This is a genomic window from Flavobacterium sp. HNIBRBA15423 (assembly GCF_052655965.1).
This window is the reverse complement of the sequence record NZ_CP199751.1, coordinates 1,075,179-1,102,132: the sequence shown is the minus strand read 5'-3', so window position 1 is coordinate 1,102,132 and position 26,954 is coordinate 1,075,179. Positions and strand designations below refer to the sequence as shown.

23 protein-coding genes are annotated in these 26,954 nt (G+C 30.1%); 4 read left to right on the top strand and 19 right to left on the bottom strand.

Annotated features, from left to right (window positions below; all coding sequences use genetic code 11):
* Window positions 1–47 precede the first annotated feature (47 nt).
* The 7 genes from ACULEV_RS04985 to ACULEV_RS04955 all read right to left on the bottom strand — a co-directional run bounded on the left by ACULEV_RS04985 (window position 48) and on the right by ACULEV_RS04955 (window position 8,945).
* On the bottom strand, window positions 48–1,493 hold the full coding sequence (locus ACULEV_RS04985; protein ID WP_445457569.1) for an alkaline phosphatase PhoX: 1,446 nt from the start codon (window positions 1,491–1,493) through the stop codon (window positions 48–50).
* A 166-nt stretch (window positions 1,494–1,659) separates the two neighbouring features.
* Window positions 1,660–3,906: a multicopper oxidase domain-containing protein gene (locus ACULEV_RS04980; RefSeq protein WP_445457568.1), complete on the bottom strand. Its 2,247-nt coding sequence runs from the start codon at window positions 3,904–3,906 to the stop codon at window positions 1,660–1,662.
* A gap of 3 nt (window positions 3,907–3,909) precedes the next feature.
* Complete coding sequence (locus ACULEV_RS04975) at window positions 3,910–6,429, bottom strand: heavy metal translocating P-type ATPase (RefSeq protein ID WP_445457567.1); 2,520 nt, start codon at window positions 6,427–6,429, stop codon at window positions 3,910–3,912.
* Window positions 6,430–6,507: 78 nt separating this feature from the next.
* The gene (locus ACULEV_RS04970; RefSeq protein WP_445458520.1) at window positions 6,508–7,068 is read right to left on the bottom strand and encodes a helix-turn-helix domain-containing protein; all 561 of its coding nucleotides are present in this window, start codon (window positions 7,066–7,068) and stop codon (window positions 6,508–6,510) included.
* Window positions 7,069–7,284: 216 nt separating this feature from the next.
* Window positions 7,285–7,551 (bottom strand): heavy metal-binding domain-containing protein, encoded by a 267-nt coding sequence (locus tag ACULEV_RS04965; protein ID WP_445457566.1) that lies wholly within the window; start codon window positions 7,549–7,551, stop codon window positions 7,285–7,287.
* Between the two features lie 88 nt (window positions 7,552–7,639).
* The gene (locus tag ACULEV_RS04960) at window positions 7,640–8,488 is read right to left on the bottom strand and encodes a DUF3347 domain-containing protein (RefSeq protein WP_445457565.1); all 849 of its coding nucleotides are present in this window, start codon (window positions 8,486–8,488) and stop codon (window positions 7,640–7,642) included.
* Between the two features lie 94 nt (window positions 8,489–8,582).
* Window positions 8,583–8,945: a hypothetical protein gene (locus ACULEV_RS04955; protein WP_445457564.1), complete on the bottom strand. Its 363-nt coding sequence runs from the start codon at window positions 8,943–8,945 to the stop codon at window positions 8,583–8,585.
* A 226-nt stretch (window positions 8,946–9,171) separates the two neighbouring features.
* On the opposite strand from ACULEV_RS04955, the gene ACULEV_RS04950 reads away from it, so the two are divergent.
* Complete coding sequence (locus ACULEV_RS04950) at window positions 9,172–11,034, top strand: serine hydrolase (protein WP_445457563.1); 1,863 nt, start codon at window positions 9,172–9,174, stop codon at window positions 11,032–11,034.
* Between the two features lie 53 nt (window positions 11,035–11,087).
* Here ACULEV_RS04950 and ACULEV_RS04945 read toward each other — a convergent pair whose 3' ends face one another.
* The 6 genes from ACULEV_RS04945 to ACULEV_RS04920 form a co-directional block, all read right to left on the bottom strand.
* Window positions 11,088–13,784, bottom strand: coding sequence for a DNA gyrase/topoisomerase IV subunit A (locus ACULEV_RS04945; protein WP_445457562.1), 2,697 nt, complete (start codon window positions 13,782–13,784; stop codon window positions 11,088–11,090).
* Between the two features lie 49 nt (window positions 13,785–13,833).
* The gene (locus tag ACULEV_RS04940) at window positions 13,834–14,091 is read right to left on the bottom strand and encodes a GxxExxY protein (RefSeq protein ID WP_445457561.1); all 258 of its coding nucleotides are present in this window, start codon (window positions 14,089–14,091) and stop codon (window positions 13,834–13,836) included.
* Window positions 14,092–14,113: 22 nt separating this feature from the next.
* The gene (locus ACULEV_RS04935) at window positions 14,114–14,209 is read right to left on the bottom strand and encodes a GxxExxY protein (RefSeq protein WP_445457560.1); all 96 of its coding nucleotides are present in this window, start codon (window positions 14,207–14,209) and stop codon (window positions 14,114–14,116) included.
* A gap of 121 nt (window positions 14,210–14,330) precedes the next feature.
* A complete protein-coding gene (locus ACULEV_RS04930) occupies window positions 14,331–16,187 on the bottom strand; it encodes a DNA topoisomerase IV subunit B (protein ID WP_445457559.1) in 1,857 nt (618 codons plus the stop codon).
* A 206-nt stretch (window positions 16,188–16,393) separates the two neighbouring features.
* Window positions 16,394–16,951: a hypothetical protein gene (locus tag ACULEV_RS04925; protein ID WP_445457558.1), complete on the bottom strand. Its 558-nt coding sequence runs from the start codon at window positions 16,949–16,951 to the stop codon at window positions 16,394–16,396.
* Entirely contained in the window at window positions 16,944–17,627 is a 684-nt protein-coding gene (locus ACULEV_RS04920) for a TIGR02117 family protein (RefSeq protein WP_445457557.1), read from the bottom strand. The genes ACULEV_RS04925 and ACULEV_RS04920 overlap by 8 nt, the downstream gene beginning before the upstream one ends.
* A 168-nt stretch (window positions 17,628–17,795) precedes the next feature.
* Here ACULEV_RS04920 and ACULEV_RS04915 point away from each other — a divergent pair, with 168 nt between their 5' ends.
* A complete protein-coding gene (locus tag ACULEV_RS04915; RefSeq protein WP_445457556.1) occupies window positions 17,796–19,121 on the top strand; it encodes a T9SS type A sorting domain-containing protein in 1,326 nt (441 codons plus the stop codon).
* A gap of 87 nt (window positions 19,122–19,208) precedes the next feature.
* On the opposite strand, the gene ACULEV_RS04910 is transcribed toward ACULEV_RS04915, so the two are convergent.
* The 3 genes from ACULEV_RS04910 to ychF form a co-directional block, all read right to left on the bottom strand.
* Complete coding sequence (locus tag ACULEV_RS04910; RefSeq protein ID WP_445457555.1) at window positions 19,209–19,691, bottom strand: hypothetical protein; 483 nt, start codon at window positions 19,689–19,691, stop codon at window positions 19,209–19,211.
* A gap of 160 nt (window positions 19,692–19,851) precedes the next feature.
* Window positions 19,852–20,268 carry a DUF4878 domain-containing protein gene (locus ACULEV_RS04905; protein WP_445457554.1) on the bottom strand — a complete coding sequence of 139 codons (417 nt, stop codon included), beginning with the start codon at window positions 20,266–20,268 and terminating at the stop codon, window positions 19,852–19,854.
* A gap of 48 nt (window positions 20,269–20,316) precedes the next feature.
* Entirely contained in the window at window positions 20,317–21,411 is a 1,095-nt protein-coding gene (gene ychF, locus ACULEV_RS04900) for a redox-regulated ATPase YchF (protein ID WP_445457553.1), read from the bottom strand.
* A 165-nt stretch (window positions 21,412–21,576) separates the two neighbouring features.
* Between ychF and ACULEV_RS04895 the strand changes: the two genes are divergently transcribed.
* Window positions 21,577–24,201: a TonB-dependent receptor gene (locus ACULEV_RS04895; protein ID WP_445457552.1), complete on the top strand. Its 2,625-nt coding sequence runs from the start codon at window positions 21,577–21,579 to the stop codon at window positions 24,199–24,201.
* A 191-nt stretch (window positions 24,202–24,392) separates the two neighbouring features.
* Window positions 24,393–24,932, top strand: coding sequence for a hypothetical protein (locus ACULEV_RS04890; protein WP_445457551.1), 540 nt, complete (start codon window positions 24,393–24,395; stop codon window positions 24,930–24,932).
* Window positions 24,933–24,983: 51 nt separating this feature from the next.
* On the opposite strand, the gene ACULEV_RS04885 is transcribed toward ACULEV_RS04890, so the two are convergent.
* The 3 genes from ACULEV_RS04885 to ACULEV_RS04875 all read right to left on the bottom strand — a co-directional run bounded on the left by ACULEV_RS04885 (window position 24,984) and on the right by ACULEV_RS04875 (window position 26,904).
* Complete coding sequence (locus tag ACULEV_RS04885) at window positions 24,984–26,159, bottom strand: hypothetical protein (RefSeq protein ID WP_445457550.1); 1,176 nt, start codon at window positions 26,157–26,159, stop codon at window positions 24,984–24,986.
* Window positions 26,160–26,303: 144 nt separating this feature from the next.
* Window positions 26,304–26,522, bottom strand: coding sequence for a hypothetical protein (locus ACULEV_RS04880; RefSeq protein ID WP_445457549.1), 219 nt, complete (start codon window positions 26,520–26,522; stop codon window positions 26,304–26,306).
* Window positions 26,523–26,553: 31 nt separating this feature from the next.
* Window positions 26,554–26,904, bottom strand: coding sequence for a 4Fe-4S dicluster domain-containing protein (locus ACULEV_RS04875; protein WP_445457548.1), 351 nt, complete (start codon window positions 26,902–26,904; stop codon window positions 26,554–26,556).
* Window positions 26,905–26,954 lie beyond the last annotated feature (50 nt).

Sequence of the window (26,954 nt, the reverse complement as noted above, 5' to 3'; positions counted from 1 at the left end):
ATAAACATATAGCCTTTAAGTTTTTTGTTTTCAACACTTTACGCATATTATCTTTCTAAACCTTTGATAAGATATAATTGACTACCTCTATCGCTATCAGAATTTGGATTAGCGTTTGGATCTGTAAATGCAGCATTATGCCAACTATGATTTTGAGTACATATTAAAAAGCTTCCCTCTACTCCTATGATATCTGAAACATCAATCATTCCTGTTAATTCCCATAAACTAGATGCAGAACCCAATCCTGCAATTTCAGCATTAGTTTGATCACATTCTAAAACTACTTTTAATGCTCCTGTATTTAAGTTATATTGATATAAATAAGAAAAATGAGTTTTATCTGCTGTATCAGGGTAACCATTAGGATCTTCCATGATGTAGGCATAATCTTTTGTTACTACAATATTATCTGGACTATGAAATTGTCTAGCAACTCCTGATAATTTATCACCGTCTAATACACAAGTTATTGTTGCTACTGTAGGATTATTTGCATCTAAAATTACCTTATAAATTCTTCCGTAAAAAGAACCTTTACCTGTTAAAGCTGTTGATTTTCTACCTGTAACGGCAAAATAAATTTCTCTATTTGCACCTGCAGAACCTTTTCTATAATCGATATCTTCCACTCTTGAAAAGCCCATAATACCTTTATCTCTAGATTCTTGTTCTAATTCATTAAGTGTTCTTTCTGTATATTGAACAAATTCTACAGGATAAGTTACTCCTTCTTGCATGTCCATTTCGTAATCAATACCAGATTGAGTCACTTTTAATCCATAAAGACTTCCACCTGCTAAATCTCCTCTATTACCTACATACATAGCTAATTGTCCAGATGGTGTTGTATCATCACTAGTGTCATCACCAATAAACACTACTGTTTTTGAAGGATAAGCGTCTTTACCTATAACAACTGCATTTTCAGTAGACCATTGTCCTAAAGCAGGAAGTATAGTTGCTAATTCAGCATCCTCAGCATTTTTAAATGGATCCAACGCAAAAACACCTTTTGAGGCTCCACCCCATTCTCCACCAGATAAAAATAAAGGACCAAAACCGTGCTCGTCTGGCATAATTAAAGAACCAGAACATTGTGCTGTATTTGCTGTTGCTGCAGCATTTAAAATATATTCTCCTTTAACTGGTTTAAAAGTTTTATCAAATGATATTCTGGCAATAGAATAATCTGCTTCAATATTATTAATTAAAGAGAAAGTTCCATCGTTCATTTTTATCAATCCCATTCCATCTGCCATTGAACCATAAACAAAATTTGGAGATTCTGATAATTGATCTTCAGAACTTAATAAAGAATAGATTTCTAAATTTTCAAATCCAGTTTTTTTAGATAAAAAAGCTGTAGTTACAGAATGATTTTTAAGTGTTACTTTTTCTGTTGTTTCTACTTCTGTAGTATCATCATCGTTACAAGAGAACACAGTAAAGGATAATGCAACTAAAAAAAGTGATTTAAAGTTTGTTTTCATAATAAATAATTGGTTGTTTTTTTTCGTTGAACAAAGCTACTTCTCGTTTGTAAACAAAAAGTAAAACAACCATTACCATACCTATATCTATAGTTTATGAAAAGTTTAAATAAAGGTTACTATCTTAATTTTTTATTAAATAAACATGAATTCAATAATTAAGTGATTAATAATTTAGGTTTATACCAAAACCAATTCCCATGTCGCTATCATAATGAGTTGTTATTCCCATATTTTTACCAACAATATATTTAAAACCAGCCATATATTCCTTATCTGTATTTACCATAAAAGCCATTCGCAAACGTTTTGAAAGAGGAATATCTTCTCGCATTAATTGTGCTCTTACATTTCCATCATGATAGACTTCTGTTTGAAAGATGACTAACATAGGTAAGGTATAAGCAAAACCTAAACTAGCTTGAATTCGTTTATCTTTTGTACTAGTTTGCCCAAATAGATTTTCTTCAATTTCTCCATCATCCAATTTTCTATAGCGAGCATCAAAACCTATGAAAGGCATAAACCATTGATTTCTTCCAATATATCTCCCAATATGAGTTTCTGATTCATATCCATGATGCTTGCTGTAACCCAATCTCCATTCTGTTGTAATGCTCCAACGCGTATTTTGCAACATCATTTGTCCGTCATTTCCATTAGTAGCAAAATCATTTTCTGCCATGAAATGAAACTGATTGCTTTCTGCTTGTAGCTTTTTATAAGCTTTTTCTTTATTGGGCAAGTAAGGATTAGGTTGTGAATTTTCGTAACTAAATACACGATTCATTCCAGCCATCATGTGGTATAAAATATGACAATGAAAAAACCAATCGCCATCTGCATTGGCTTCAAATTCGATAATATCAGTTTCCATTGGCATAATATCTAATACATTTTTTAAAGGAGCATAATCTCCTTGACCGTTAAGTATTCTAAAATCATGACCATGTAAATGCATGGGATGACGCATCATTGAATTATTAAATAAGGTAATACGAAGTATTTCACCTTTTTTAATTAAAATTTTATCAGTTTCAGTTAACACTTTATTATCCATACTCCAAACGTAACGATTCATATTTCCTGTTAATTCAAAACGAAGTTCACGAACGGGAGCCTCTTTGGGTAAAGTAGTTTTAGTTGGTGATTTTAACATTGCATAATTCAAAGTCACAATATCTGATTTCATTGCTGACATGTCGTGATTAGAATGATCCATTTCCATATCTTTTCCATCTATGTTCTCTTCTCTATTTTCTTTTTTCTTTTCAAAAACTGATATTTCAGGATACATGACTGTATTCATATCCATCTTTTGAAAACTCATATCCATTCCCATATCGTCCATTGTTCCATCCATATTCATCATGTCATTCATCATTTTCATCCCTTCAAAATATTTCAATTTTGGCATTGGGCTAACCAATTGCTTAATTCCTTTTCCTATATAAATAGAAGTTGATTTCGTTCTATCTTCTGGAGTGGCTAAAAACTCATACGAAGTGTTTTCTGCTGGAATAGTTACAATTATATCATAAGTTTCAGAAACACCAATAATCAATCGATCCACTTCAACAGGTTCTACATCATTTCCATCACTAGCAACTACTGTCATTTTTCCACCAGCATATTTTAGCCAAAAATAAGAAGAAGCTCCACCGTTGGCAATTCGCAATTTTACTTTATCACCTCCTTTAAATTGCGACAATTGACTTTCATTTTTGCCGTTTATTAAAAACTTATCATAATACACATCACTCACATCCATAGCTAACATACGTTTCCATTCATTAGTTAGTTTAGTCTTAAAATGACCTTCACGAATAGCTTCGGCATAACTTTGTGTAGTTCCTTTTTTAATAGCAAACCAATCGGAAGCGTTGTGTAACATTCGATGAATATTATTTGGATTATAATCGGTCCATTCGCTTAAAACAATAGGAACTTCTGGAATATCATCAATTCCTTTTCTGAAAGTAGGATCATCTGATTTTTTCTTTAAAATTAAAGAGCCATACATTCCAATTTGTTCTTGCATACCACTATGACTATGATACCAATGCGTTCCAGATTGAATAATTGGAAAACGATATACATGTTTAGTTCTTGGTTCAATAGGCATTTGAGTTAAGAATGGCACACCGTCTTCTTTATTAGGCAGATACAATCCGTGCCAATGTAAGGAGGTAGATTCTTTCAATTCATTATACACATGAATTTCTGCAATATCACCTTCTATAAAAGTCAAAGTTGGCATTGGAATTTGTCCGTTTACAGCAATCGCTCTTTTTTCTTTTCCTGAAAAATTGACAATTGAATCTCTAATATGCAAATCATATCGCACTACATTTTGTCCAAATATTGCAGATGTTAATAATAATGTAAAGAGTAAACAATATATTTTATTCATTTTTTAAATTTTTACAGTACGTAATCGCAAGGCATTAACAATTACTGAAACAGAACTAAAACTCATCGCTAAAGCAGCAATCATTGGTGATAATAAAATTCCAAATACAGAAAACAAAGCTCCTGCTGCTACTGGAATTCCTATTGTATTATAAATAAAGGCAAAAAACAGATTTTGTTTGATGTTTTTCATTACAGCATGGCTTAAATTCTTCGCTTTTACAATACCTTTCAAATCTCCTTTTACTAAAGTTATTTTTGCACTTTCTATAGCCACATCTGTTCCTGTTCCCATAGCTATTCCTATATCTGATTGTGCTAATGCTGGTGCATCGTTGATTCCGTCACCTGCCATAGCCACAATTTTCCCTTTAGCTTGTAATGCCTTTATATATTCTAATTTATCTTGAGGAAGACAACTTGCTTTAAAACTAGTTAGGTTTAATTCTGTGGCAACTGCTTTAGCCGTGTTTTCATTATCTCCAGTAAGCATAACCACCTCAACACCTTGACGTTTTAGTTCTTTAATAGCCTCAAAACTTGTTTTTTTTATGGTATCAGTAATGGTAATATAACCTACTACTTTTTTACCAATTGCTATATAAGAAACCGTTTTTCCTTGTTTTTGCTCCGAAATGACTTGTTGTTCTATTGTTGAAAAATCTTGAATTTCTTCTTGTTCCAATAGCTTTGCATTTCCTAGAATTATGGGCTCTTGATTAATTATACCTTTCACTCCTTTTCCTGTAACCGATTCAAAGTATTCTACTTTAGAAAAAGTAACATTTTTAGCTTTAGCAAATGTAACTACGGCTGTGGCCAAAGGATGTTCGCTTCTTTGATTTAGTGAAGCAATTTTTCCTAAAACTTCTTTTTCATCACCTTCCTTTACTACAATTTTCTCAACAGATGGTTTTCCTTCTGTCAGTGTTCCTGTTTTATCGGTAATTAAGATATCAATCTTATCCATTTTTTCAATGGCTTCAGCATTTTTAATTAAAACACCCGATTTTGCTCCTTTTCCTACTCCAACCATAACAGACATAGGTGTTGCTAATCCTAAAGCACAAGGACAAGCAATAATTAATACAGCAATAGCATTTACAAAAGCATAAACTAATTTTGGTTCTGGTCCAAATTGCCACCAAAGGAAGAAAGTGACAACTGAAATTAAAACAACTATTGGAACAAAATATCTCGAAATTTTATCTACTAAATTTTGAATTGGAGCTCTCGAACGACTAGCATCGCTAACCATTTGCACAATTTGTGACAATAAAGTTTCTGACCCTACTTTTTCAGCAATCATTAAGAAAGATTTTGTTCCATTAATAGTTCCAGATTTTACTTCATCCTCTTCTTTTTTATCAACAGGAATAGGTTCACCAGAAATCATAGATTCATCAATAGTACTATTCCCTTCAGTAATTTTACCATCTACTGGTATTTTCTCTCCTGGTTTTACTCGAATAATATCACCCTTTTTAATATCATGAATGGAAATCACTTTTTCTTCTCCATCAATTACTAATGTAGCTTCAGTTGGAGCTAATTTCAATAATTCCTTAATTGCACTACTCGTTCTACCATGTGCTTTTGCTTCTAAAAGTTGGCCTAACAAAACTAAGGTTAAAATAACTGCTGTTGCTTCAAAATACAAATGAACCGTTCCTTCTGAAGTTTTAAATTGGTCTGGAAAAACAGCTGGAAAAAGCATTCCAATAATACTGAATCCGAAAGCTACTCCTGTTCCTATTCCTATTAAAGTAAACATGTTTAAGTTCCAATTGACAATGGATTTCCATGCTCTTACAAAAAATACCCAACAAGCATAAAAAACTACAGGAATGGTTAAGGCAAATTGCACCCAATTCCATTTTTCTAAATCCATTATTTGGTACAATGGATTATTTGGAATCATATCTGACATGGAAATAATGAAAACTGGAATACTAAAAAGTAAAGCTATTTTCATTTTGTGCCATAAATCATTGTATGTTTTATTTTCTTCTGAATCTGTAGGCTCCATTGGAACTAAATCCATTCCACATTTTGGACAACTTCCTGGCTCATCTTGAATAACTTCAGGATGCATGGGGCAAGTATATTGTGTTTTTTGAATAAGTTCTTTCACCAAATCCATTCCACATACAGGACAATCTCCTGCTTTATCATAAACTTTATCTCCTTCACAATGCATGGGACAATAATATTTTCCTGCTGGATGGCTGTGGTTCTGTTCATGGTGCTTCTGCTCTTTTTTTTCTGTAGAACAACAACTTGTTGGTTTTGATTCTGTTTTGAAATTCGTGTTTGGTAATGAAATTTGATATTTACTATCTTTTCCTCCTATTGCTTCTTGCAGAACAGCTAATTCAACATGTTTTGACATCACTATTTTAGCTTGTTTCTCTTCTTTAGAAACTTCAACTTGAGTAACATTTTCGACCTTCGATAAATCCTTTTTAACTTTTGCTTCACAACCTGAGCAGGTCATTCCTTCAATATGGTAAGTATGTTTCATGATTTTAATTTCTTTATTACAAATTTCGAAAATATTCAATCCAAAAACTTACACAATTATGGATAGGTTTTGCAAAATTTATAATTGGTCTAATTCTTTTCTTTTACTTTCCTTAATTTTCTTGAAATAACTAGGTGAAAAACCAGTTACTTTTTTAAACTGATTACTCAAATGAGCCACACTACTGTAATTCAATAAGTCTGCAATTTCAGAAAGGGATAATTCATCATAAACAATCAATTCTTTTACTTTTTCAATTCTGAGATTTATAAAATATTTTTCAATACTTATTCCTTCAACAGTGGAAAACAAATTACTTAATTTACTATAATCTTGATGAAGGTTTTGTATTAAATAATCAGACATAGTAACATTGATGTTATTGTTCTTATTTTGAACTAAATCGATTAAAATAGTTTTAATTTTCTCAATTGTTTTACTACTAGAATCGTTTAAAATTTCAAAACCAAATGTTTCAAGTTGTTTGGCAATATCTTTTTTATCATTTACAGAAATTTCATTTTTTAAAACAACTTCTCCTAATTCAATAGAAAGTATTTCTTGTCCTAATTTTTCTAACTCAGACTTTACAACTAAAATACATCGGTTACAAACCATGTTTTTAACATGAAGTTTCATCATTTATTAATTATTTTCTAATCGATTAATCATTTCTTTCATTTGCTTAATTTCTTTTTCTTGAGTAATAGTAATGCAAATTTTAAATAGGTGTTTCTACTTGAATGATTATCCTTTTTGTTCATAATTTTCATTTTTTGAATTTACTAAAAATTATTCAACCTCATCCTTTAATTGATAAGGTTGAATAAAATTAATCAAATAATAAGGATTACATTATTTACCCTCTTCTGAAGTTTGAGTGCTTGTCATTGTCAAATCCATTCCACATTCTGTACATTTTTCATTTTTGTTTCCCTTAACTTCAGGATGCATGGGACAAGAATACATTTTGTCAGAATTCATCACTTGCTCTTCATTATGTACCATAGTTGTATCTTGATGCATATGATTATCTTGTTCGGTTTCATTAGTATTACTTTGTTTACAAGAAAACAAAATAGAAACCATAATTGTTAGTAAAAGAAAAGATAAATTTTTCATTTTTTTGTTTTTTTAAATTGATTCTAAAGTTAACTAGTGTAAACGTAAATCGGTTACATGATTAATTAAAACACTTATATTATTCGCATTATTTCTTAATAGTTTCCACTGTTTTTCCACAACTTAACATCATTGAACCATAATATGGATTTTTAATGGTATTTTCTTTGCTTAACCAATTTGCTCCTTTACCTTTATTTGCCATTGGACAATGTTGGTAATAGATTGCTGAATCCATTTTGTCAACTTTTATTAATTGATATATTGATTCAGAAAGTAAACTAAAAGAAGTTCTTTGGTTTTCAATATCATTACTTGTAGAAATTGTTTTTGCTTCATTTCTAAGGTCTTTTATTACTTTCATCCAAACCATGTGAACATCCATTTTTAATGACTTCATTTCTACTTTTTCTATAAAAGCTAATAAATCAGTTGCTTTTTTAGAAGCTATTTTTGAATCCGAGGATACTAAAGCATCTTTCAACTCAAAGTAAACATTATAAACCTCTACCAATGAATTAGCATCTTGAGAAGTTTTCATTTTTATTTTATTATGCTTCATCTCCGTTTTTGTCTCTTCAACTATTTCAGTTTTATTTTCTCTATTATATTTACAACAATTTGGTAAACTATTGTAAGCATCATCTGGAGCCAAAAATAATTCACTATCATAACCAGCCAAAGCAATTCGTTTTAGAATTTCATCTTTATTAGTTTTTTTAACATCATAAGAAATAGTAGCCATTTTTGTTTCTTTGTCCCAATTTACTGAAGCGCTATTTTTAAGGTTTCCAGCTTTTTCAATTGTTTTTTTACACATATCACAGTTTCCTGAAATTTTCTCTGTAATTGTTTGTGCATTTTTAATTTGTGCATGTGACGATGCAAATGATACTAACAAAGCAGTTAGCATCAATATGTTTTTTATTGATTTCATTTTAAAGATTTTAAATTATTATTTAAGTAAAATTGCTTTTAGTTTTAAAAAACTAATAAGAATTAAGCACAATAAAGGCTATACAAGGATATCATTAGCTTATTTTTGGAGGAGACCAAATGGCTAAATAATTTAAAGAAATATTTTTTTCTAGATAGAAAAAATTAGGTTTTATAGTTACAATAATTTCGCTTTTTTGAGGAATTGAAAATACTTCTGCAATAATAATGCTTGAAAAAATGGGTGAAAAATTACAATTTGAAGAATTGCAACTACCATCACAAGATTTTTGTTCCTCTTTATCAGAACAATCCGTTTGTTTTGAACTAAGCTTATTCATTTTAGAACAACACTTATTTTCTATTGAAACCGTTTTTTTGGAACAAGCATAAGAAATCGTTGGGTTAATTAAAAACCAAAAAATAATTACAACTAATATTTGTAAACAATGTTTCATTTTAGATTTTCAAAGTTACAAAAAATCCTTTAATACTTGAATTACTCATTGTTAATCAAAACTTAAATATTTTTTACTGTATTAATATAGTATAAACTACACAAATTAAAAAGGGGAATTTGCCCTTAATAAACGGTATTTGTACTCTTTCCTACAAGCAAGCATGGCCATACATTTGTCCCATAAAAAATAAGTATCTAAAAAGATTAAATTAACAATGAAAAAAATGAAACAATTATTTAAAAAAGAAATTCTAGCAATAGTAGTATTATTTATTACTGGAACAACGTTCTCACAATTTGTTGCAAGACACGCTATGACACCTGCAAAGTATCAAACTGAATTTAATAACCTAAATGCAAAAGGTTATAGAGTTACTTCTCTTACTGGCTATACTAGTAACGGAAAAGAATTGTATGCAGCAATTTGGAACAAAGTATCAGGACCAGCATGGTCAGCAAAACATGGATTATCATCTGCAGATTATCAAAAAGATTTTAATGACAAAGTAAGTAAAGGTTATAGACTTGTGTGCTTGTCTGGTTATGCAGTTGGGAATCAAGCTAAATTTGCTGCAGTATGGGACAAAAGTTCAGGAGGAGCTTGGAAAGCAAAGCATAATATGACAGCATCAGATTATCAAAAAGCTTTTGATGATTATAGCAAAAGTGGTTATCAATTGCAACAAGTTTCAGGTTACGTAATTAATGGAAAAGAGTATTTTGCTGCTTTTTGGGAAAAAAAATCAGGGTCTATAATAGCAAGACATAATCTTAATGCAGCCGATTATCAAAAAGCGTTTAATGATTTTACAAGTAAAGGGTATCATTTAAAGTCTATTAGCGGATATCAAAAAGGGCGTACTGATTTATATGCTGCTATTTGGGAAAAATCAACTTATCCAATTTGGATGGCTAAACACGGGTTAAGTCGAATTAATTATCAACATACATTTGACAACATGTATTATCAAGGTTATGTGCCTGTTTTTGTAAATGCTTTTGCTTCTGGTTCAGCAGATAATTATAATGCAATTTGGATAAATAAGTCTATGAAATTAGCTGATCTTAACAAGCTTGATAATGCGGCAAAAAGCTATATGACTTCACAAGATGTTAAAGGTTTATCATTTGCAGTAACTAAAAATGGCAAACTTGTTTTTGCAAAAGCTTATGGATATGCAGATAAAGCAACTAATGAATACTTATCTCCTAATCATTCTATGCGAATTATGAGTATTTCAAAATCGGTTACTGCTGCTGGAATAATGAAACTTTTGGAACAAAATAAAATTAGTATGAACCAACGTGTTTTTGGTTCAAACAGTATTCTAGGTTCAAAATATGCTACACCTGCTGACAAACCTAAACTTAATGAAATAACAATTTCACAATTATTGCATCACACTTCAGGATTGCGTACTTGTAATGGAGAAGCAGAATTTTGGAACAAAGACAAAACGTATGATGATACTATGAAAATGTTACTTAAATCATCAGATTTATTAAAATTTAATCCCAATACTAAATACTCTTATTCCAATACTGGTTATTTCATTTTAGCATGTGTGATTCAACAAATAAGTGGTCAGTCGTATGAAACTTTCATACGTAATAATGTATTGACACCTGCTGGTGTTGGATCAGGAATGTATGTTGGTTTAGCTAATGGTAGTGTAAAATCTAATGAATCTCATTACACACCAGAAACAAAACAAAATATGCAATTATGGGCAGGTTTTGGTGGTTGGGTTGCAAGACCTATAGATCTTGTAAAATATCTAGGAAAAGTTGATGGAAGTAATACACCACCTGATATTATAAAAGCTAGTACACATACAATCTTAACACAAGACACAACATTATCACCTAATTATGGTTGTGGCTGGACAATATCTGGAGATAAACAAAGACATAATGGAGCACATGGTGGTTCAAGGTCATGGCTTGCAGAAATAGGAGATGGTTATAGTTTGGCAATAATTGTTAACAATGCACCAACTGATGATTCTGGTTTAGGCAAAATGTTAAATGAATTCTCTGCAGCAGTAAAAAGTGTATCCGCTTTTCCTGCCTATGATTTATTCTAATTAAACCAAAAAGGCTGTATCAAATGATACAGCCTTTTTTATTTTCTCTTATTTTAATCTAAACTTAAAGTTATTTGACCATCATCATCTAAATCTGTTTTTACATCATCAGAAACCGATTCTTCATCTGTCACTTCCATTTTTTCTGGTTCTGGTTCAGCTGGTTCTTCAAAAGGAAGTGGTTCTAATAAATTAATTTGTTTTACTTTATCACTAGTTAATTGGTTACCCAATGCTTTTATTCCTTTAACAGCAATAAATTCTTCTAAATTAACTTGTAACGTATCTTTCTGAACTCCTTTAACTTTGGCAAACACTATTTCTGCCATTGGTTTCCAATCTGTTGAAACAATTTCTAATTGCGATTTTTCATGTTCTGTAATAAAAATCTCTTCTTTATTTTCGTTTTCAATTACGAAACGTTTCACATAATAACGTTCTTTTTCACCATCAAAATAGACTGCTGAAATAGGTTTATTTGGTTTCCATTTTTCTAACACTATCATGTCTTGATCAAAATGAGTCGTTAATTCTGGAATAATGGTTTTTAATTTACCAGATTGATTGATAATTAGCAATCTATCATTTGGTTTAAATTCCCCTAACAACTCTCCTCTTCCATCTACATTTAATCGTTGTACGGTATCATCAAACCATATTTTTCTTGGTCGAAGTGTTGAAATTCCTTTTTCTTTTAATTCTATTTTCTTAATTGGATATTTTGAAACCGTATTTCCTTTAGAAGCTCTTCCTTTTATTAAAATTTCAGAAAAATCTAAATCCCATTTTAGTTTTTTTACACTGCCTACTTGACGTAATAAAATGGTTACAACTTCTGCTTCACCATTTGGATTAGCCGAAAAATATAATACTTGCGAGCCTGGTTTTCCTTGTGCTAAATCATATTCTTTATCACGAGTAACTCCAGAAACATTAAAACGCTTTACAAATGTACTTCCTGATTTTCCATCACGGTAAATGACATTATAAATTGTTCGCTTATCATTTTTATCAAAAATAGCAATGTGAATAATATCTTTACCAATGAATTTCTTATCATCCACTTTTGTAATAACCATTCGACCATCACGAAGAAAAACAATTACATCATCAATATCAGAACAGTCCGCTACGTATTCATCTTTTTTAAGTCCAGTTCCTAAGAAACCTTCCTCTTTATTCACGTAAAGTTTCGTATTTCTCAACACCACTTTTGTCGCTTCAATAGTATCAAAACTTCTTAATTCTGTTTGACGCTCACGACCTTTACCATATTTCTCTTTTAATTTGGTAAAAAAAGCAATTGAAAAATCGATAATATGTTCCAAATCATGTTTCACTTGTTCCATTTCAGCTTCTAATTTCGCAATAGCGTCATCTGCTTTATCAGAATCGAAACGTGTAATTCGAATCATTGGAATTTGAGTCAGTTTTTGTAAATCATCATCGTGAATATCACGAACTAGTAATTTTCTAAAAGGTTCAAATTTTTTGTATAAATAATCATATAATGATTCTCTGTCGGAATATAATTTGAAATCGATATACATTTCTTCACGAATGAAGATTTTTTCTAAGGTCGAAAAATGCCATTTATTTTGTAATTCGTCCAATTGAATTTCCAACTCACGTCTTAGTAAATCAACCGTTCTATTGGTCGAAATTCTCAACATATCAGAAACACCAATAAATAATGGTTTATTGTTTTCAATTACACAGCCTAAAGGTGCAACAGAAGTTTCACAAGCTGTGAAAGCGTACAAAGCGTCAATCATTTTATCAGGAGAAACACCTGGTGTTAAATGAATGAGAATTTCAACTTCAGCTGCTGTGTTATCTTCAATTTTTTTAACTTTAATTTTTCCTTTTTCATTGGCTTTCAAAATACTATCAATCAATGTTGAAGTATTAGTTGAAAATGGAATTTGGGTAATAACTAAAGTTGATTTATCTAATTGTGCAATTTTGGCACGAACTCTAACTCTTCCTCCTCGTAAACCATCATTATAATTAGAGACATCTGCAATTCCTGCTGTTGGGAAATCGGGAAATAAAGTAAAAGGTTTTCCTTTTAATATTTTTATAGAGGAATCAATTAATTCATTGAAATTATGCGGTAATACTTTCGTTGACAAACCTACAGCAATTCCTTCTGCTCCTTGAGCCAAAAGTAAAGGAAATTTTACTGGAAGGTTAATAGGTTCTGCACGACGACCATCATAGGAAACACCCCATTCTGTAATTTTTGGAGAAAATAATACATCATGACCAAACTTAGAAATTCTTGCTTCAATATAACGAGAAGCAGCTGCACTGTCACCTGTAAGGATATTTCCCCAGTTTCCTTGCATGTCGATAATTAAATCTTTTTGACCAATTTGCACCATTGCATCACCAATACTTGCATCACCGTGAGGATGATACTGCATAGTGTGCCCAACAATATTAGCTACTTTATTATAACGACCATCATCTAGTTCTTTCATGGAGTGCATAATTCTTCGCTGCACTGGTTTGAAACCATCTTCAATTGCTGGAACCGCACGTTCTAGAATTACATAAGAGGCATAATCTAAAAACCAATCCTTGTACATACCTGTTACTTTAGTAATAGTATCTTCTGGATTTTCGTTATTCTCATAGAAATGATGGCCTGATGTTTTTATATCATCAAAACCTTCTGTTTCATTAGATTCGTTTACCGATTCGTTTTGTTCTTCTGGGTTTATGTTTTCTTCTTCGTCTTTCATTTTTTATAGCACTAAGTTTCTCTAAGTTTTACACTAAGTTTCACTATGTTTAAATAATCAATCTTTTTATTCCGTCTTTTAAAGATTTTTTATAAAAATTTAAAATCAATCCTAATTTACATTCGGAAAGTCGCATATAAGTTAAACATTGAGCTACATGCTCAATTGTAAAGTCTTCTACTACTTTTAATTCAATTATAACTTTGTTGTTAACAATTATATCAACCCTATAGCCGCAATCCATTTTTATTTCTTCATAAATTACTGGAAATGCTTTTTCCTGTTTAACATCTAATCCGCATTTCATCAGTTCGTAAGGCTAAACATTCTCAATAAACTTTTTCCAATAAACCAGAACCTAATTTAGTGTGAACTTTAAAAGCACAATCCAATATTATTCTGCTAATTTCATTTTCTTCTTGCATTTTTTCGTTACACTAAGTTACTCAAAGTAATACACTAAGTCAATCAATGTTTTTTTGTACAAAGATTTTTAATTAAAAACTTTGAATACGTTGTGCTAAACATTGTGAAACTTTGTGCTCCTTATTCCTTCTCTATCACATCCAATTCCACCTTCAAATTGTTTATAATAAACTCTTGTCTATCTGGTGTATTTTTACCCATGTAGAATTCTAATAAAGTTTCTATTGAAGTTGCTTTATCTAGCATGATTGGATCTAAACGAATGTCATCGCCTATAAAATGCTTAAATTCATCTGGAGAAATCTCCCCTAATCCTTTAAATCGTGTGATTTCTGGTTTTGGTTTTAATTTTTCAATGGCATTTACACGTTCTTCTTCACTGTAACAATAAATGGTTTCTTTTTTATTTCGCACACGGAATAAAGGAGTTTGTAAAATATACAAATGCCCATCTTTAATCAGTTCTGGAAAAAATTGTAAAAAGAAGGTGATTAACAATAATCGAATGTGCATTCCATCAACATCGGCATCGGTTGCGATTACAATGTTGTTATAACGCAAATCACCCATGTCCTCTTCGATATTTAAAGCTGCTTGCAATAAATTGAATTCTTCATTTTCATATACGATTTTTTTACTCATTCCATATGAATTCAATGGCTTACCACGCAAACTAAAAACCGCTTGGGTGTTCACATCACGTGATTTGGTAATCGAACCAGAAGCCGAATCTCCCTCTGTAATAAAAAGCGTACTTTCTAAGCTTCTAGGATTTTTTGCATCTGTCAAATGTACTCTACAATCTCGTAATTTTTTATTGTGCAAACTGGCTTTTTTTGCTCTGTCTTTTGCTAATTTACGTATGCCTGATAATTCTTTTCGTTCGCGTTCTGCTTGTAAAATTTTACGTAATAAAGCATCTGCAATTTCTGGATTTTTATGTAAAAAATTATCTAATTTGTTTTTGATAAAGTCATTTACGAAAGTACGAACTGTAGGTCCATTTGGGCCAATATCAGTAGAACCTAATTTGGTTTTGGTTTGTGATTCAAAAACAGGTTCTTCTACTTTTATCGAAACCGCAGAAACAATAGACTTACGAATATCTGAAGCTTCAAAATTTTTATTGTAAAATTCTTTAATGGTTTTCACAATCGCTTCTCGAAAAGCTCCTAAATGGGTTCCTCCTTGCGTGGTATTTTGCCCGTTTACAAAGGAATGATATTCTTCTGAATATTGTGATTTACTATGTGTAATGGCTACTTCAATATCATCTCCTTCTAAGTGAATGATTGGATACACCATATCTTCTTCTGCAATATTTTCGTCTAATAAATCTTTTAATCCATTATCTGAAACGTATTTTTCTCCATTGTAATAAATCGTTAAACCGCGATTTAAATAACAATAGTTTTTAAGCATTTTAATGATATACTCATTACGATACTTGTAGTTTTTAAAGATAGTTTCATCTGCAACGAAAGATACTTTTGTTCCCTTGCGTTTGGTCGTTTCTGTTACTTCTTCTTCAATTGTAAGATTACCTGCAGAAAATTCGGCAGCTTTTTGTTGGTTATCACGAACCGATTCTACTCGGAAATAATTTGAAAGTGCATTTACGGCTTTGGTACCAACACCATTTAAACCTACCGATTTTTTAAAGGCTTTGGAATCGTACTTTCCTCCTGTGTTCATTTTGGAAACCACATCAACTACTTTTCCTAATGGAATTCCACGACCATAATCGCGAACGGTAACTAACTTTTCTTTGATGGTTACTTCAATGGTTTTTCCTGCACCCATAACGAATTCATCGATACAGTTGTCCATTACCTCTTTCAGTAGAATGTAAATTCCATCATCTGGTGAGGAACCGTCTCCTAGTTTTCCAATGTACATCCCTGGACGCATACGGATATGTTCTTTCCAGTCGAGTGAACGAATATTGTCTTCGGTATATTGATTTTGCTCTAGCATAAACAGATTTCGGATTTTGTGCAATATACTATTTCTCTATAAAAAATGAAAGAGCACCGATTATAAGTTATTGACAAAAGAGTTAAGAAGAAAGAGCATAGAGAAAAGAACATAGAAGAAAGAGAAAAGAGAAAAGAACATAGAAGAAAGAGAAAAGAGAAAAGAACATAGAAGAAAGAGAAAAGAGAAAAGAAAAAAAAGACAAATTATTTGTTTTTAACGAATTTCTTAAGATGATAAAAAAGATAAAAATTTGTACCTAATAATAAATAAAATCCTATCTTAATCTGACCTATTCTATCTACAAAAAGATAACCGTTAATCAACAAAATTAATACAACTAAAACAGAATTTATCAGAAAAATAACTGAAAGAAATTGTTTTCTAGCTAAAGAAAAAAATAATACTCCGAATACTGTTAAAATCACTAAAATTATCGAAAAAATTATTGAAAATAGAAACAAAAAATCTACAAATTTTACATCACTATTAAAATCATTTTCTAAAAACGACTTTGATTGTAAGCATAAATCAATAATACTTTCGCTTTCTTCTGTGAAGTAAATCATTAAATCAAACACCAATCTGTTTTTGGTAATTTTAGGTTTAAGTTCATTAGCAGTTTCACTACCTAAACAAATAGGCTGTTCATGTGAAACAGAACTAAGACCATCACACTGTTTCACAAATGGCAAAAACAAAAACAAAGCTGTTAGAATTGAAAAAAATCTTAATTCATGCTTTTTTAAATAATTCTTAATCATAATGATAAAAGATTCCTTTATCTAAAACGGTCCAAAGTGCTGCTTTTTGGTTACCTGCTTTTAAGGCTTGGTTTGCCCAAGTGTTGCAAGTGTAAAATAAATTATAACTGCCTTTTGCTTCGTAGAAAATATCGTGTTTGCCATAGGAATGTGTCCCAATTCGTTGTATTTTATTGGCTTTGTCCAATGAAAAGCTATTTTCAATATAAGTTATCATTTTCTGATATTGGCTTTCAGAAATAAAAAACTTTTTACAACTTTCATTTTCTTTTAAATTTCCATAAAAAGTGACATGCATAGCAGACGAACTCAATCCTGTAACGGCTTTTGCTGCTGTGGAAGCTTTCAAATCTGCCCAAGTAGGTGTGTCTAAATAAAATCCTTTGTCGCCCCAACCAAAAGCTAGATTTTGTAAAGTAGAATCTTTTGCTTTTGTATTAGTATATAAAATAGCTGTTGACCAATCTTTGATTTCGTTTTTCAAAGGCAAAACAATATCGGTATGTACTCCGTTAGATAAAATGTAAATGGGAATATTTTTATCAGTATTTTCATTATTTTCGTTAACCGAAATTATAGAAGTAAAGAAAATAAGTATTGCATAAATCAATAGAAAAGCTATGAATCCTAATAACGTTTTTAATAGTATTTTAAATGATTTTTTTAGTGTTTTCATATAATTTAGCAACAACAAACAACATTAAATATTGAGCCTAAAAACACAATATTTACAAGAAGTTAGCTTTATTTTATTTTTAATCAAAGTTACAAGGTTTTTTTAATATTTTTGGTAAGTCTTAAATCATTCTTTTTAAAGCAATTAGGATTAACAGGAATAAAATATATGAAAACAATTAGTTTCTTTTTAGTAACAATTCTATTAGTTTTTAAATCAAATGCCCAAATTGGTACAGTAAATTTTATTGATACTTCAGTGCCAACTGCAGGAATTACTAAAATTTTGTCTCATGATTTAAATAATGATGGTTTTAAAGATATTATTACTTCAACAACAGGTACCAATGGTAGGTTGGGATTTTATACCAATCAAATGAACGCTTCTTTTTCTACTTTTAATCAGATTGAAGCTTTTGAATTTTGTAGAGGTTTTGCAATGGGTAATTTTAATAGCGATAATGAATTAGACATTGTTGCAATTGGTAAAACAACAAACGAGTCCAAAATTTATTTGAGTACTAATGGTTCTTATTCTAGTTTTACTCTTGACAATAATTCCATGATTTTAAATGATGTAGTTGTTACTGATTTTGATCAAAATAATTTAGATGATATTGTTATTATTGGCCAGCATTCTATTGATTTTTATAGAAACAATGGTTTAGGAAGTTTTACTAAAGAAACTATTTTAAGTACAAGTACATCTCCTTTGGTATTAGAATGTTTGGATTTAGCTATACAAGATATTGATAATGATGGTGATGTAGATCTAATTTCAGGTGAAACTGCAGGTTTAGTAATTTATACCAACAATGGAAATGCCATTTTCACACCTAACTATTACTCCATAACAACAGAAGTGTTTTTTTTAGTACATTCTTTTGATGTAGACAATGATGGCGATTTTGATATCGTTGGTAGAAATGGTTCTGGTCATGTAAAATGGTTTAGTAACAACGGTAATGGTGTTATGACATATGAAGCTACGCTTTCCACAATTCCTAATCTTATATCATTAAGTTCAATAGATTATAATAATGACGGACTTAAAGACATATATGCTTCTTATACCAATACTATTTCTGTTTTTGTTAACGACATTAATCATACTTTTACAAATGAAATAAATGTGCATCAAAATTCAGGTTTAATTATGGGACAAGTTACCATTGCCAATGTTGATAATCAAGGAGATTTAGATTATATTTGGTCAGGTGGAAATAACGCTATAGCTTTTCATTTAAATGAAACCACGCTATCTTTAAATAACATTCATTTGAATTCATTAGTTCTTTTTCCTAATCCTACTGAAGGAACTTTGAATGCATCAAAACAAATTGAAAATTTAAGTGTGTATAATATAGTAGGAGAAAAACTTATGGAAACTACTCATACCAATAGCATTGATATTTCAAATTTTTCTCAAGGAATTTATACTCTTAAGATAGAAAACGAAGGGAAAAGTAGTATTCAAAAAATTGTAAAAAGATAAAAATTTCTAATAAGTTTTTAAGTTAATTACTTACCATTTTAATGAAAATATTTTTCATGACTTTTGTATAATTTCATTAATATATGATTAATCATACCAATATTGTGAATCAATAACATAACCTGCTTTTTTGAAGGCTTCTACTATTTTATCTCGAAAGTCTGTGTTGTTTTGCTCTTTATTAATTCCTGTAAAAAACAAATTGGTATCGATTATATCTGTACTTATTAACTCTTTTTTTTCATTGTAGGTTTTAATAGTTTCTAAAACATCTTTTTCTTCTGTTTGAAAAATTACATTAATATCCTTAATAAAACCTGTTATTTTATCTAGTGACACTTCAGATTTTATTACTTCCCATTTTTCATTATAACTATTGTATTTCTCAAACTCAAGAATTAATTTTTTACTTTCGTTAATATAAAAAGGTTGAATTATTTTCAGAGAGTCTTCATTTGTGAATTTTTTAATTTCTTTCATAAGTTGCTTATTTAATAAGTCAACTACTTTCTTTTCTTGTGAAAAAGCGAATAAATTAAAAAGGAAAAAATAAATTAAAACTATTCTCATTTTTTTAATGTTTTAAATAAAAATTAAAAATATTTATTTCTTTAACACCTAAATCTGCAAACTAATTTAGGAAAAAAAATTTAACTAGTGATATTTATTTTTTGATACTACTTTTCCTTTTTGTATCTGATTAATTATTCAAAGAATTAGTTTCTATAAACTAATTTAACTTTTGTTGATTATCTATCCCATTAACATCTTCTTTATTAGAAGAAACTTTCCATTTTCCCTCAATCTTTTTTAAAATTAATGTTTCTTCTTTAGTTTCTCCATCTTTAGTTTGAACATATTTTACCGTTGCAACATCATCTTTAATTTCTAAACCTTTAATTTTAAAGGTAGGAACATTTTCTTTTGATATATCTTTAAACATCGTAGTTGATCCTTCTAACATTCCAAAAATAGAAGCCAATTTTTCATCACAATATTCTTTAGCCTCCTTGAATTCTAGTTTATTTATATGTGTCAAGAATTTTTCAGCAACAGCTTCAACATCTGCTTCTTCAGAACAACTTACATTAAATAACAAAACACCTAATAAAGCTACTTTTAATAGACTCGATGCAATACTTTTCATTTTTTTATTTTCAATATATTTCAATAATTTTTAGAAATATAATATTTATTACACATTAAATCTAAAATGCATTACATCACCATCTTTTACTATATATTCTTTTCCTTCTACTCTTAATTTTCCAGCTTCTTTTACTTTTGCTTCTGAACCGTAATTTGAAAAATCTTCAAAAGCAATTACCTCTGCACGGATGAATCCTTTTTCGAAATCGGTATGAATTACACCTGCTGCTTTTGGAGCTGTATCTCCTACTTTTATGGTCCAAGCTCTTACTTCTTTTACACCAGCTGTAAAATAGGTTTGTAAATTTAATAATCTATAAGCAGCACGAATTAAAACTGCTGAACCTGGTTCAGTCAATCCCATATCTTCAAGAAAAACTTGACGCTCTTCGTAACTTTCTAATTCAGTAATATCAGCTTCTGCACCAACAGAAAGTATAATTACTTCTGCATTTTCATCTTTCACCAATTCTTTAACTTGCTCTACATATTTGTTTCCTGAAACAGCAGATGCTTCATCCACATTACAAACATATAAAACTGGTTTTAAAGTAATTAATTGAAATTCTTCCATCAATTCTTCTTCATCTTGGTTTTGAGGAATAACTGTGCGAGCCGATTTACCTTGTAATAAAGTTTCGCGAATTCTATCTAAAAGAGCTTTTTCAGCTTGTGCTTCTTTGTTTCCAGTCTTAGCAGCGCGATTCGTCTTTTCCAAACGTTTTTCAACTGTTTCTAAATCTTTTAGTTGCAATTCGATGTCAATCGTTTCTTTATCGCGAATTGGGTTTACATTTCCATCTACGTGAACAATATTATCGTTATCAAAACAACGTAAAACATGAATAATAGCATTACATTCTCTAATATTTCCCAAAAATTGATTTCCTAAACCTTCTCCTTTACTTGCTCCTTTTACTAAACCAGCAATATCTACAATATCTACAGTTGCCATTTGAACACGTTCAGGTTTTACTAGCTCTTCCAAACGAACAATCCTAGGATCTGGTACATTTACCACACCAATATTAGGTTCTATGGTACAAAATGGAAAATTAGCACTTTGTGCTTTTGCATTTGACAAACAATTAAATAGTGTTGATTTTCCAACATTTGGTAATCCTACAATTCCTGCTTTCATGATATATTTTTTATAACTAATTCATTTTAAAGTTTGCAAATATACTTTAAAAGTTACAAAGTCTCAAAGCTGCATTTATTTTAGTGATTTATTCTCTAAATTACAAAAAACAATTACATTATTTTTATCTTATATTTACAACTACAAACAAATAAACAGATTTTTATGAAAAAACTAGCATTTTTACTAATGTTTACCTGCTCTCAATTGCTCTTTTCTCAAAAAGAGATCACTGGAACTGTAACAGACGACTTTGGAGAACCTATAATAGGTGTGAATGTAATTGAAAAAAACACTACTAATGGAGTAGTTACTGATTTTAATGGTAAATACAACATTACAGTAAACGATGGAGCAATACTTGTATTTAGTTACATTGGCTTCAAATCAATTGAAAAAACAACTGAAAACTCTTTAATTGATGTCATTTTAATTGAAGGACAACAATTGCAAGAAGTTCAAATAGTAGGTTCAAGAAGTCCAAAAAGAACGGTTACTGAATCTCCTGTTGCCATAGATGTGATAGATGTAAAAGATATTACCACTCAAAGTGGAAAAATTGAAATTAATCAGCTACTTCAGTATGTTGCACCTTCTTTCAATGCTAACAAACAATCTGGTTCTGATGGAGCTGACCACGTCGACCCTGCTTCTCTAAGAGGTTTAGGTCCAGATCAAACATTAGTATTAATTAATGGAAAAAGGAGACATCAATCTTCTCTGATTAATCTTTTTGGTACAAGAGGAAGAGGAAACACAGGAACAGACTTAAATGCGATTCCTGCTAATGCAATCAAGCGAATTGAAATTCTTAGAGATGGAGCTTCCGCACAATATGGTTCGGATGCCATTGCTGGTGTAATTAACATTGTTTTAAAAGATAATTCAGAAGGTGTTTCTGGAAATGTTACTTATGGAGCTTATAATACAAATGCCAAAGGAGATTTTCTTCCTGGTACGGCAAATACTGATGGCTATCGATTAGATCAAAATGGAAATGGCAATTCTTTTGGAAAAGATCAAAATTTTGATGGTGGTTCTTTAAAAGTGGCTACAAATTATGGAGTTAAACTAGGCGAAGATGGCTTTGCAAATTTTACATTAGAATACTTAGATAAAAACAAAACATTACGTCCTGGATATGATTTTAGAAAAGGATTTGGTGAAGCCGAAATAAATGGCTTTAATTTCTTTGGAAATATTGAAACCAAGTTTACGGAGAGAACCAAATTTTACATTTTCGGGGGAAGAAATTATAGAAATACAGATGCTTATGCTTTCACTAGAAATGATGGTGCAAGAGTAGTTGAAAGTATTTACCCAGGTGGTTTTACTCCAAGAATTACATCTGTTATATTTGACACTTCAATCGCTGCTGGAATTAGAACCAAAACTGATAGTGGTTGGAATATTGATATAAGTAACACTTTTGGAAAAAATTTATTTCATTATACAATTAAAGGAACTCTTAATGCTTCCTTGGAAGAGGCTTCTCCAACTGAATTTGATGCAGGTGGTCATAGCTTAAGCCAAAACACTTTAAATTTTGATTTTTCTAAAAATTATGAATCTATTTTAAGTGGATTTAACCTTGCTTTTGGAGCAGAATACAGAACTGAACAGTTTAGCATTTTTGCTGGAGAAGAAGGCTCTTATGCTACTTACGATGTTAATGGACAAGTGGTGACCGACCCAGCTAATCAAACAATTCCCGTTGATCCTATATCTGGAGATCCAAGACCTGGTGGTTCCCAAGGTTTCCCAGGTTATAGTTTAGCTAATGAAGTAGTAAAGAACAGAAGTAATTTATCTTTATATGCTGATACCGAATTAGATATTACTGAATCCTTTCTTGTGAGTGCTGCTATTCGTTTTGAAAATTATAGTGATTTTGGTTCTACTTTAAATGGAAAATTAGCTTCAAGATTAAAAATTACTGATAAAATTAATTTAAGAGGATCAATTAGTTCTGGATTTAGAGCTCCTTCATTAGCCCAAATATATTATAATTTAAGGTTTACCAATTTTAATTCTGGTGGAGCAACAGAAGTTTTATTATCACCAAATAATAGTCCTGTTACTAGAGCTTTTGGAATACAAAAACTGAATCGAGAAAAAGCATTTAATGCATCTTTAGGAGTAACAGCTTCATTTGGAGATTTTACCACCACTATAGATGGTTATTTTATAAAAGTAAAAGATCGTATTATTTTAACAGGATATTTTGATGCTTCTGCTCTAAATATTGGTGTTTCTGAAGCGCAATTTTTTGCCAATGGTGTAGATACAAAAACTACTGGTTTAGATTTAGTAATTGCTTGGAAAAAAAGTATAGGTAACGCTTCTTATTCAGCAACTTTGGTTGGAAATATTAATGATATGAAAATTGATAATGTAAAAAATGGTACTTTAGATGAAGAAACTTTCTTTGGTAAACGAGAAAAAGCTTTTTTATTAGCTTCAGCTCCATCTAATAAATTTGGCTTAAACCTTACTTATAAGAGAAATAAACTTGATGCTGGATTAGCTTTTACTCGTTTTAGCAAAGTAGTATTAGTTGATTATTCAGACGAAGATGATGTTTATGATGCAAAAATAGTTACCGATTTGACTTTGGGATACCAAATTTCAAAAAGCTTAAAACTTTCTGTTGGTAGTAATAACTTATTAAATGTTTATCCAGACAAACAAGATGAAATAGGTGATACTGAAGCTGGTGGTTATTGGGATTCAGTTCAAATGGGTTTTAGTGGTGCTTACTATTATGCAAGAATAGGTTTCGATTTTTAATTAAATCACCTACTCTCTTTTAAAAGGCTGTCTTTTTTAGATAGCCTTTTTTTATAAAAACTGAATATCAAATACTTAAGAAGTACTTACAAATTATAATATCATAATTATATAATAAGCTACCGAAATGATGTAACAATTAGACTCCTAATAGACCCTAAATTTGTACCATAACTTTAAAACAAGGAATTATGAAAAATTTATTATTGTCTACAATATTTTTATTAGCCACTTTGCAAATAACGGCTCAAAATAAAAATGTTCAAAAAGAGACTGAAACTGTTACAACAACAATTAAGGATTCTAAAGGGAAAAAGAAAATTGTAAAAACTGTTGAAACTAAAGAGACTCAAGATGTGGAACTTAATATGTCTGAGAAAAAGGGGAAAAACATTCCTATGAAAGGAGAATCTAAAGTAGATGTGACTAAAACCACAAAAGTGAATATCGATGGTGAAACCAAATATTATGATGTAGACTTATCTGCTTATTATATCTCTGATGGGAACAAATATCAAATGGTTCAAAAAGGAAATGGATACTCAATGATAAATCCATCTAACACTTCAGAAGTCGGAGTATTAAGAAAAACCTCCAACAATAACTATATTTACAGAAATAATGATAAAGTTTCTTTTGGCTATTTTGATAATGAAGGAAATCTTATATTAGAAACATATGACTATGAGAATGATAAAATTGTTATGGAAAAATATTCAGTTGAAAAATAAAATATTTTTTTTATAACAAGATTGAAAAGCTAACTTAGGTTAGCTTTTTTTTTATTCTTCAACAACTTCTGTTAAACTATCGATAAAATCTTGCTCATCTTGAGTTAAAACTAAACCTGAATCGATATTCCAAAAGTCGGTTAAAATAGTGTTAGATCTATTTAATAATGTTTTTTCTTTAAAAATTTCTTTAACATCATAAGTGAATAGTCTTTTGGTAAATTTGTTTGTTACAAAGTAATTTCTCACTTCGGTTTTAATCATTTCTTTATCTTGTTTTGCTAGAAAACCAATTTCTTCTTTTGCATAAACCAAATAATATTCTTCATTTCCTTTAACTCTATAACTCATTTTAAAAGCTGACTTATATACATTTTTCTTGCCAGAAACAGAATAATCGAAATTCCTTTCAGCTCTCTCTGAATCTATAAAATTATCGATTTCAACAATAATTCTTTTATTGTGATCATATAAAATGGTATAATTAAATAGATAACCTTCTTCTCCTTCTAATGGTTTCACTAATAGTTGGTAATAATCTTCGTTTTCTGGATAAGACTTAATTTGAAAATCGTATTTACTTTTAATTTTATTATCTAAAATTTCGTCTAAATATTTAAATTTATAATAATTCTCCATTAGGTTATTTAAATTATAACCATATATATCTTTGTCAGTTTTTTCATTAAGAATTCCTAATACTCTATTTTGTTCAACTAATATATCTGTTTTAATGGAAGACTTGTCTTTAAGAATTTGAAAATTTACCAATCCGTCATTATATAAAATATTTTTGTCATTTTTCTTAAAGAATTCTCGAATATAAACTCTTAAATTTGAAGGCACAGATAATTTGTTTCTTGAATTTTCTACTAATCCTTTTAAAACATTTTGTGGATGATCTTTAGTTAAAATAATCTCTGGTAGCTTATTTATGGTGTTCTCTAGATAAATTACATTTTCTTCTTCCTCTAAAGTAATCGATTTAACAATAAACTTTTTATAGGAGGAATGACTTACTTCTAAATAAGAAGGTCTCTTTAATAAAATTTTAACCACACCATCACTATTTGAAACAAAGCTTTCTTTAGTTCTAAGCACGGTAATAGTAACCTCATCAACAGGCAACTGAGTTTCAATATCCCTAAATATTATAGTAAGTTCTTTCTCTTGGGAAAAACCATTTAGGCATAAAATAACTAAAAAAAGAAAATAGATTTTCTTCATTACAAATAACAATTTTAACAAAAATAAAAATATTTCCCTAAATCAAACGTTTTTTGTAGTAAAAACACTTAAAAAGATATTTTTAATTATTAAAAAAAACTTTAATTGTTCCTGTATATATAATCAAAAGCAAACCAATAATAATTAAATCAGGAATAGTAAGCCAATAGAAAAATATACTATTACAGGCATTTGTTTAGTAATATAAACACTTCCTCCTTTATATCCACCTCTTTTAACTGTAATAGTTTCAAAATCAATAACCTTACCTTTACTTGTATAATATCCATCATAAATAGTAGAACGCCAAGAGTAATAAAGCAGTAATAAAACAACATATCCTACTATTAATTTTATCATCATATAAAAAACTCCTCAAATTGAGGAGCTGAAATTATTCGTTATGTAAAAAGGATTGCCTATTTAAAAGTGTCTCTTCAGATTCCTCATGTTCCTCATCTGGAACACAACAATCTACAGGACATACTGCTGCACACTGAGGTTCTTCATGAAAACCTTTACATTCGGTACATTTTCCTGGAACTATATAGTACACATCATCTGACAATGGAGTTTGAGCAGCATCAGCATCTATTTCTGTTCCATTTGGTAAGATTATTTTACCCGATAATTTTGTACCATCTTTATATCTCCAGTCATCAGCTCCTTCATATATCGCTGTATTTGGGCATTCTGGTTCACATGCACCACAATTAATACACTCGTCTGTTATTTTTATTGCCATTTCTTAAATTTTGAATTGGAAGTCACAAGTTGGAAGAAATACTATTTTTC

Excerpts from the sequence above, each read along its gene's own strand:
- ACULEV_RS04915 (WP_445457556.1), top strand. The coding sequence starts at position 17,796 with ATGAAAACAATTAGTTTCTTTTTAGTAACAATTCTATTAGTTTTTAAA.
- ACULEV_RS04965 (WP_445457566.1), bottom strand. The coding sequence starts at position 7,551 with ATGAAAAATTTATCTTTTCTTTTACTAACAATTATGGTTTCTATTTTG.
- ACULEV_RS04950 (WP_445457563.1), top strand. The coding sequence starts at position 9,172 with ATGAAACAATTATTTAAAAAAGAAATTCTAGCAATAGTAGTATTATTT.
- ACULEV_RS04935 (WP_445457560.1), bottom strand. The coding sequence starts at position 14,209 with ATGCAAGAAGAAAATGAAATTAGCAGAATAATATTGGATTGTGCTTTT.
- ACULEV_RS04910 (WP_445457555.1), bottom strand. The coding sequence starts at position 19,691 with ATGAGAATAGTTTTAATTTATTTTTTCCTTTTTAATTTATTCGCTTTT.
- ychF (WP_445457553.1), bottom strand. The coding sequence starts at position 21,411 with ATGAAAGCAGGAATTGTAGGATTACCAAATGTTGGAAAATCAACACTA.
- ACULEV_RS04970 (WP_445458520.1), bottom strand. The coding sequence starts at position 7,068 with ATGAAACTTCATGTTAAAAACATGGTTTGTAACCGATGTATTTTAGTT.
- ACULEV_RS04925 (WP_445457558.1), bottom strand. The coding sequence starts at position 16,951 with ATGATTAAGAATTATTTAAAAAAGCATGAATTAAGATTTTTTTCAATT.
- ACULEV_RS04945 (WP_445457562.1), bottom strand. The coding sequence starts at position 13,784 with ATGAAAGACGAAGAAGAAAACATAAACCCAGAAGAACAAAACGAATCG.
- ACULEV_RS04885 (WP_445457550.1), bottom strand. The coding sequence starts at position 26,159 with ATGAAGAAAATCTATTTTCTTTTTTTAGTTATTTTATGCCTAAATGGT.
- ACULEV_RS04985 (WP_445457569.1), bottom strand. The coding sequence starts at position 1,493 with ATGAAAACAAACTTTAAATCACTTTTTTTAGTTGCATTATCCTTTACT.
- ACULEV_RS04890 (WP_445457551.1), top strand. The coding sequence starts at position 24,393 with ATGAAAAATTTATTATTGTCTACAATATTTTTATTAGCCACTTTGCAA.
- ACULEV_RS04930 (WP_445457559.1), bottom strand. The coding sequence starts at position 16,187 with ATGCTAGAGCAAAATCAATATACCGAAGACAATATTCGTTCACTCGAC.
- ACULEV_RS04975 (WP_445457567.1), bottom strand. The coding sequence starts at position 6,429 with ATGAAACATACTTACCATATTGAAGGAATGACCTGCTCAGGTTGTGAA.
- ACULEV_RS04895 (WP_445457552.1), top strand. The coding sequence starts at position 21,577 with ATGAAAAAACTAGCATTTTTACTAATGTTTACCTGCTCTCAATTGCTC.
- ACULEV_RS04980 (WP_445457568.1), bottom strand. The coding sequence starts at position 3,906 with ATGAATAAAATATATTGTTTACTCTTTACATTATTATTAACATCTGCA.
- ACULEV_RS04905 (WP_445457554.1), bottom strand. The coding sequence starts at position 20,268 with ATGAAAAGTATTGCATCGAGTCTATTAAAAGTAGCTTTATTAGGTGTT.
- ACULEV_RS04955 (WP_445457564.1), bottom strand. The coding sequence starts at position 8,945 with ATGAAACATTGTTTACAAATATTAGTTGTAATTATTTTTTGGTTTTTA.
- ACULEV_RS04880 (WP_445457549.1), bottom strand. The coding sequence starts at position 26,522 with ATGATGATAAAATTAATAGTAGGATATGTTGTTTTATTACTGCTTTAT.
- ACULEV_RS04920 (WP_445457557.1), bottom strand. The coding sequence starts at position 17,627 with ATGAAAACACTAAAAAAATCATTTAAAATACTATTAAAAACGTTATTA.
- ACULEV_RS04960 (WP_445457565.1), bottom strand. The coding sequence starts at position 8,488 with ATGAAATCAATAAAAAACATATTGATGCTAACTGCTTTGTTAGTATCA.
- ACULEV_RS04940 (WP_445457561.1), bottom strand. The coding sequence starts at position 14,091 with ATGAAATGCGGATTAGATGTTAAACAGGAAAAAGCATTTCCAGTAATT.
- ACULEV_RS04875 (WP_445457548.1), bottom strand. The coding sequence starts at position 26,904 with ATGGCAATAAAAATAACAGACGAGTGTATTAATTGTGGTGCATGTGAA.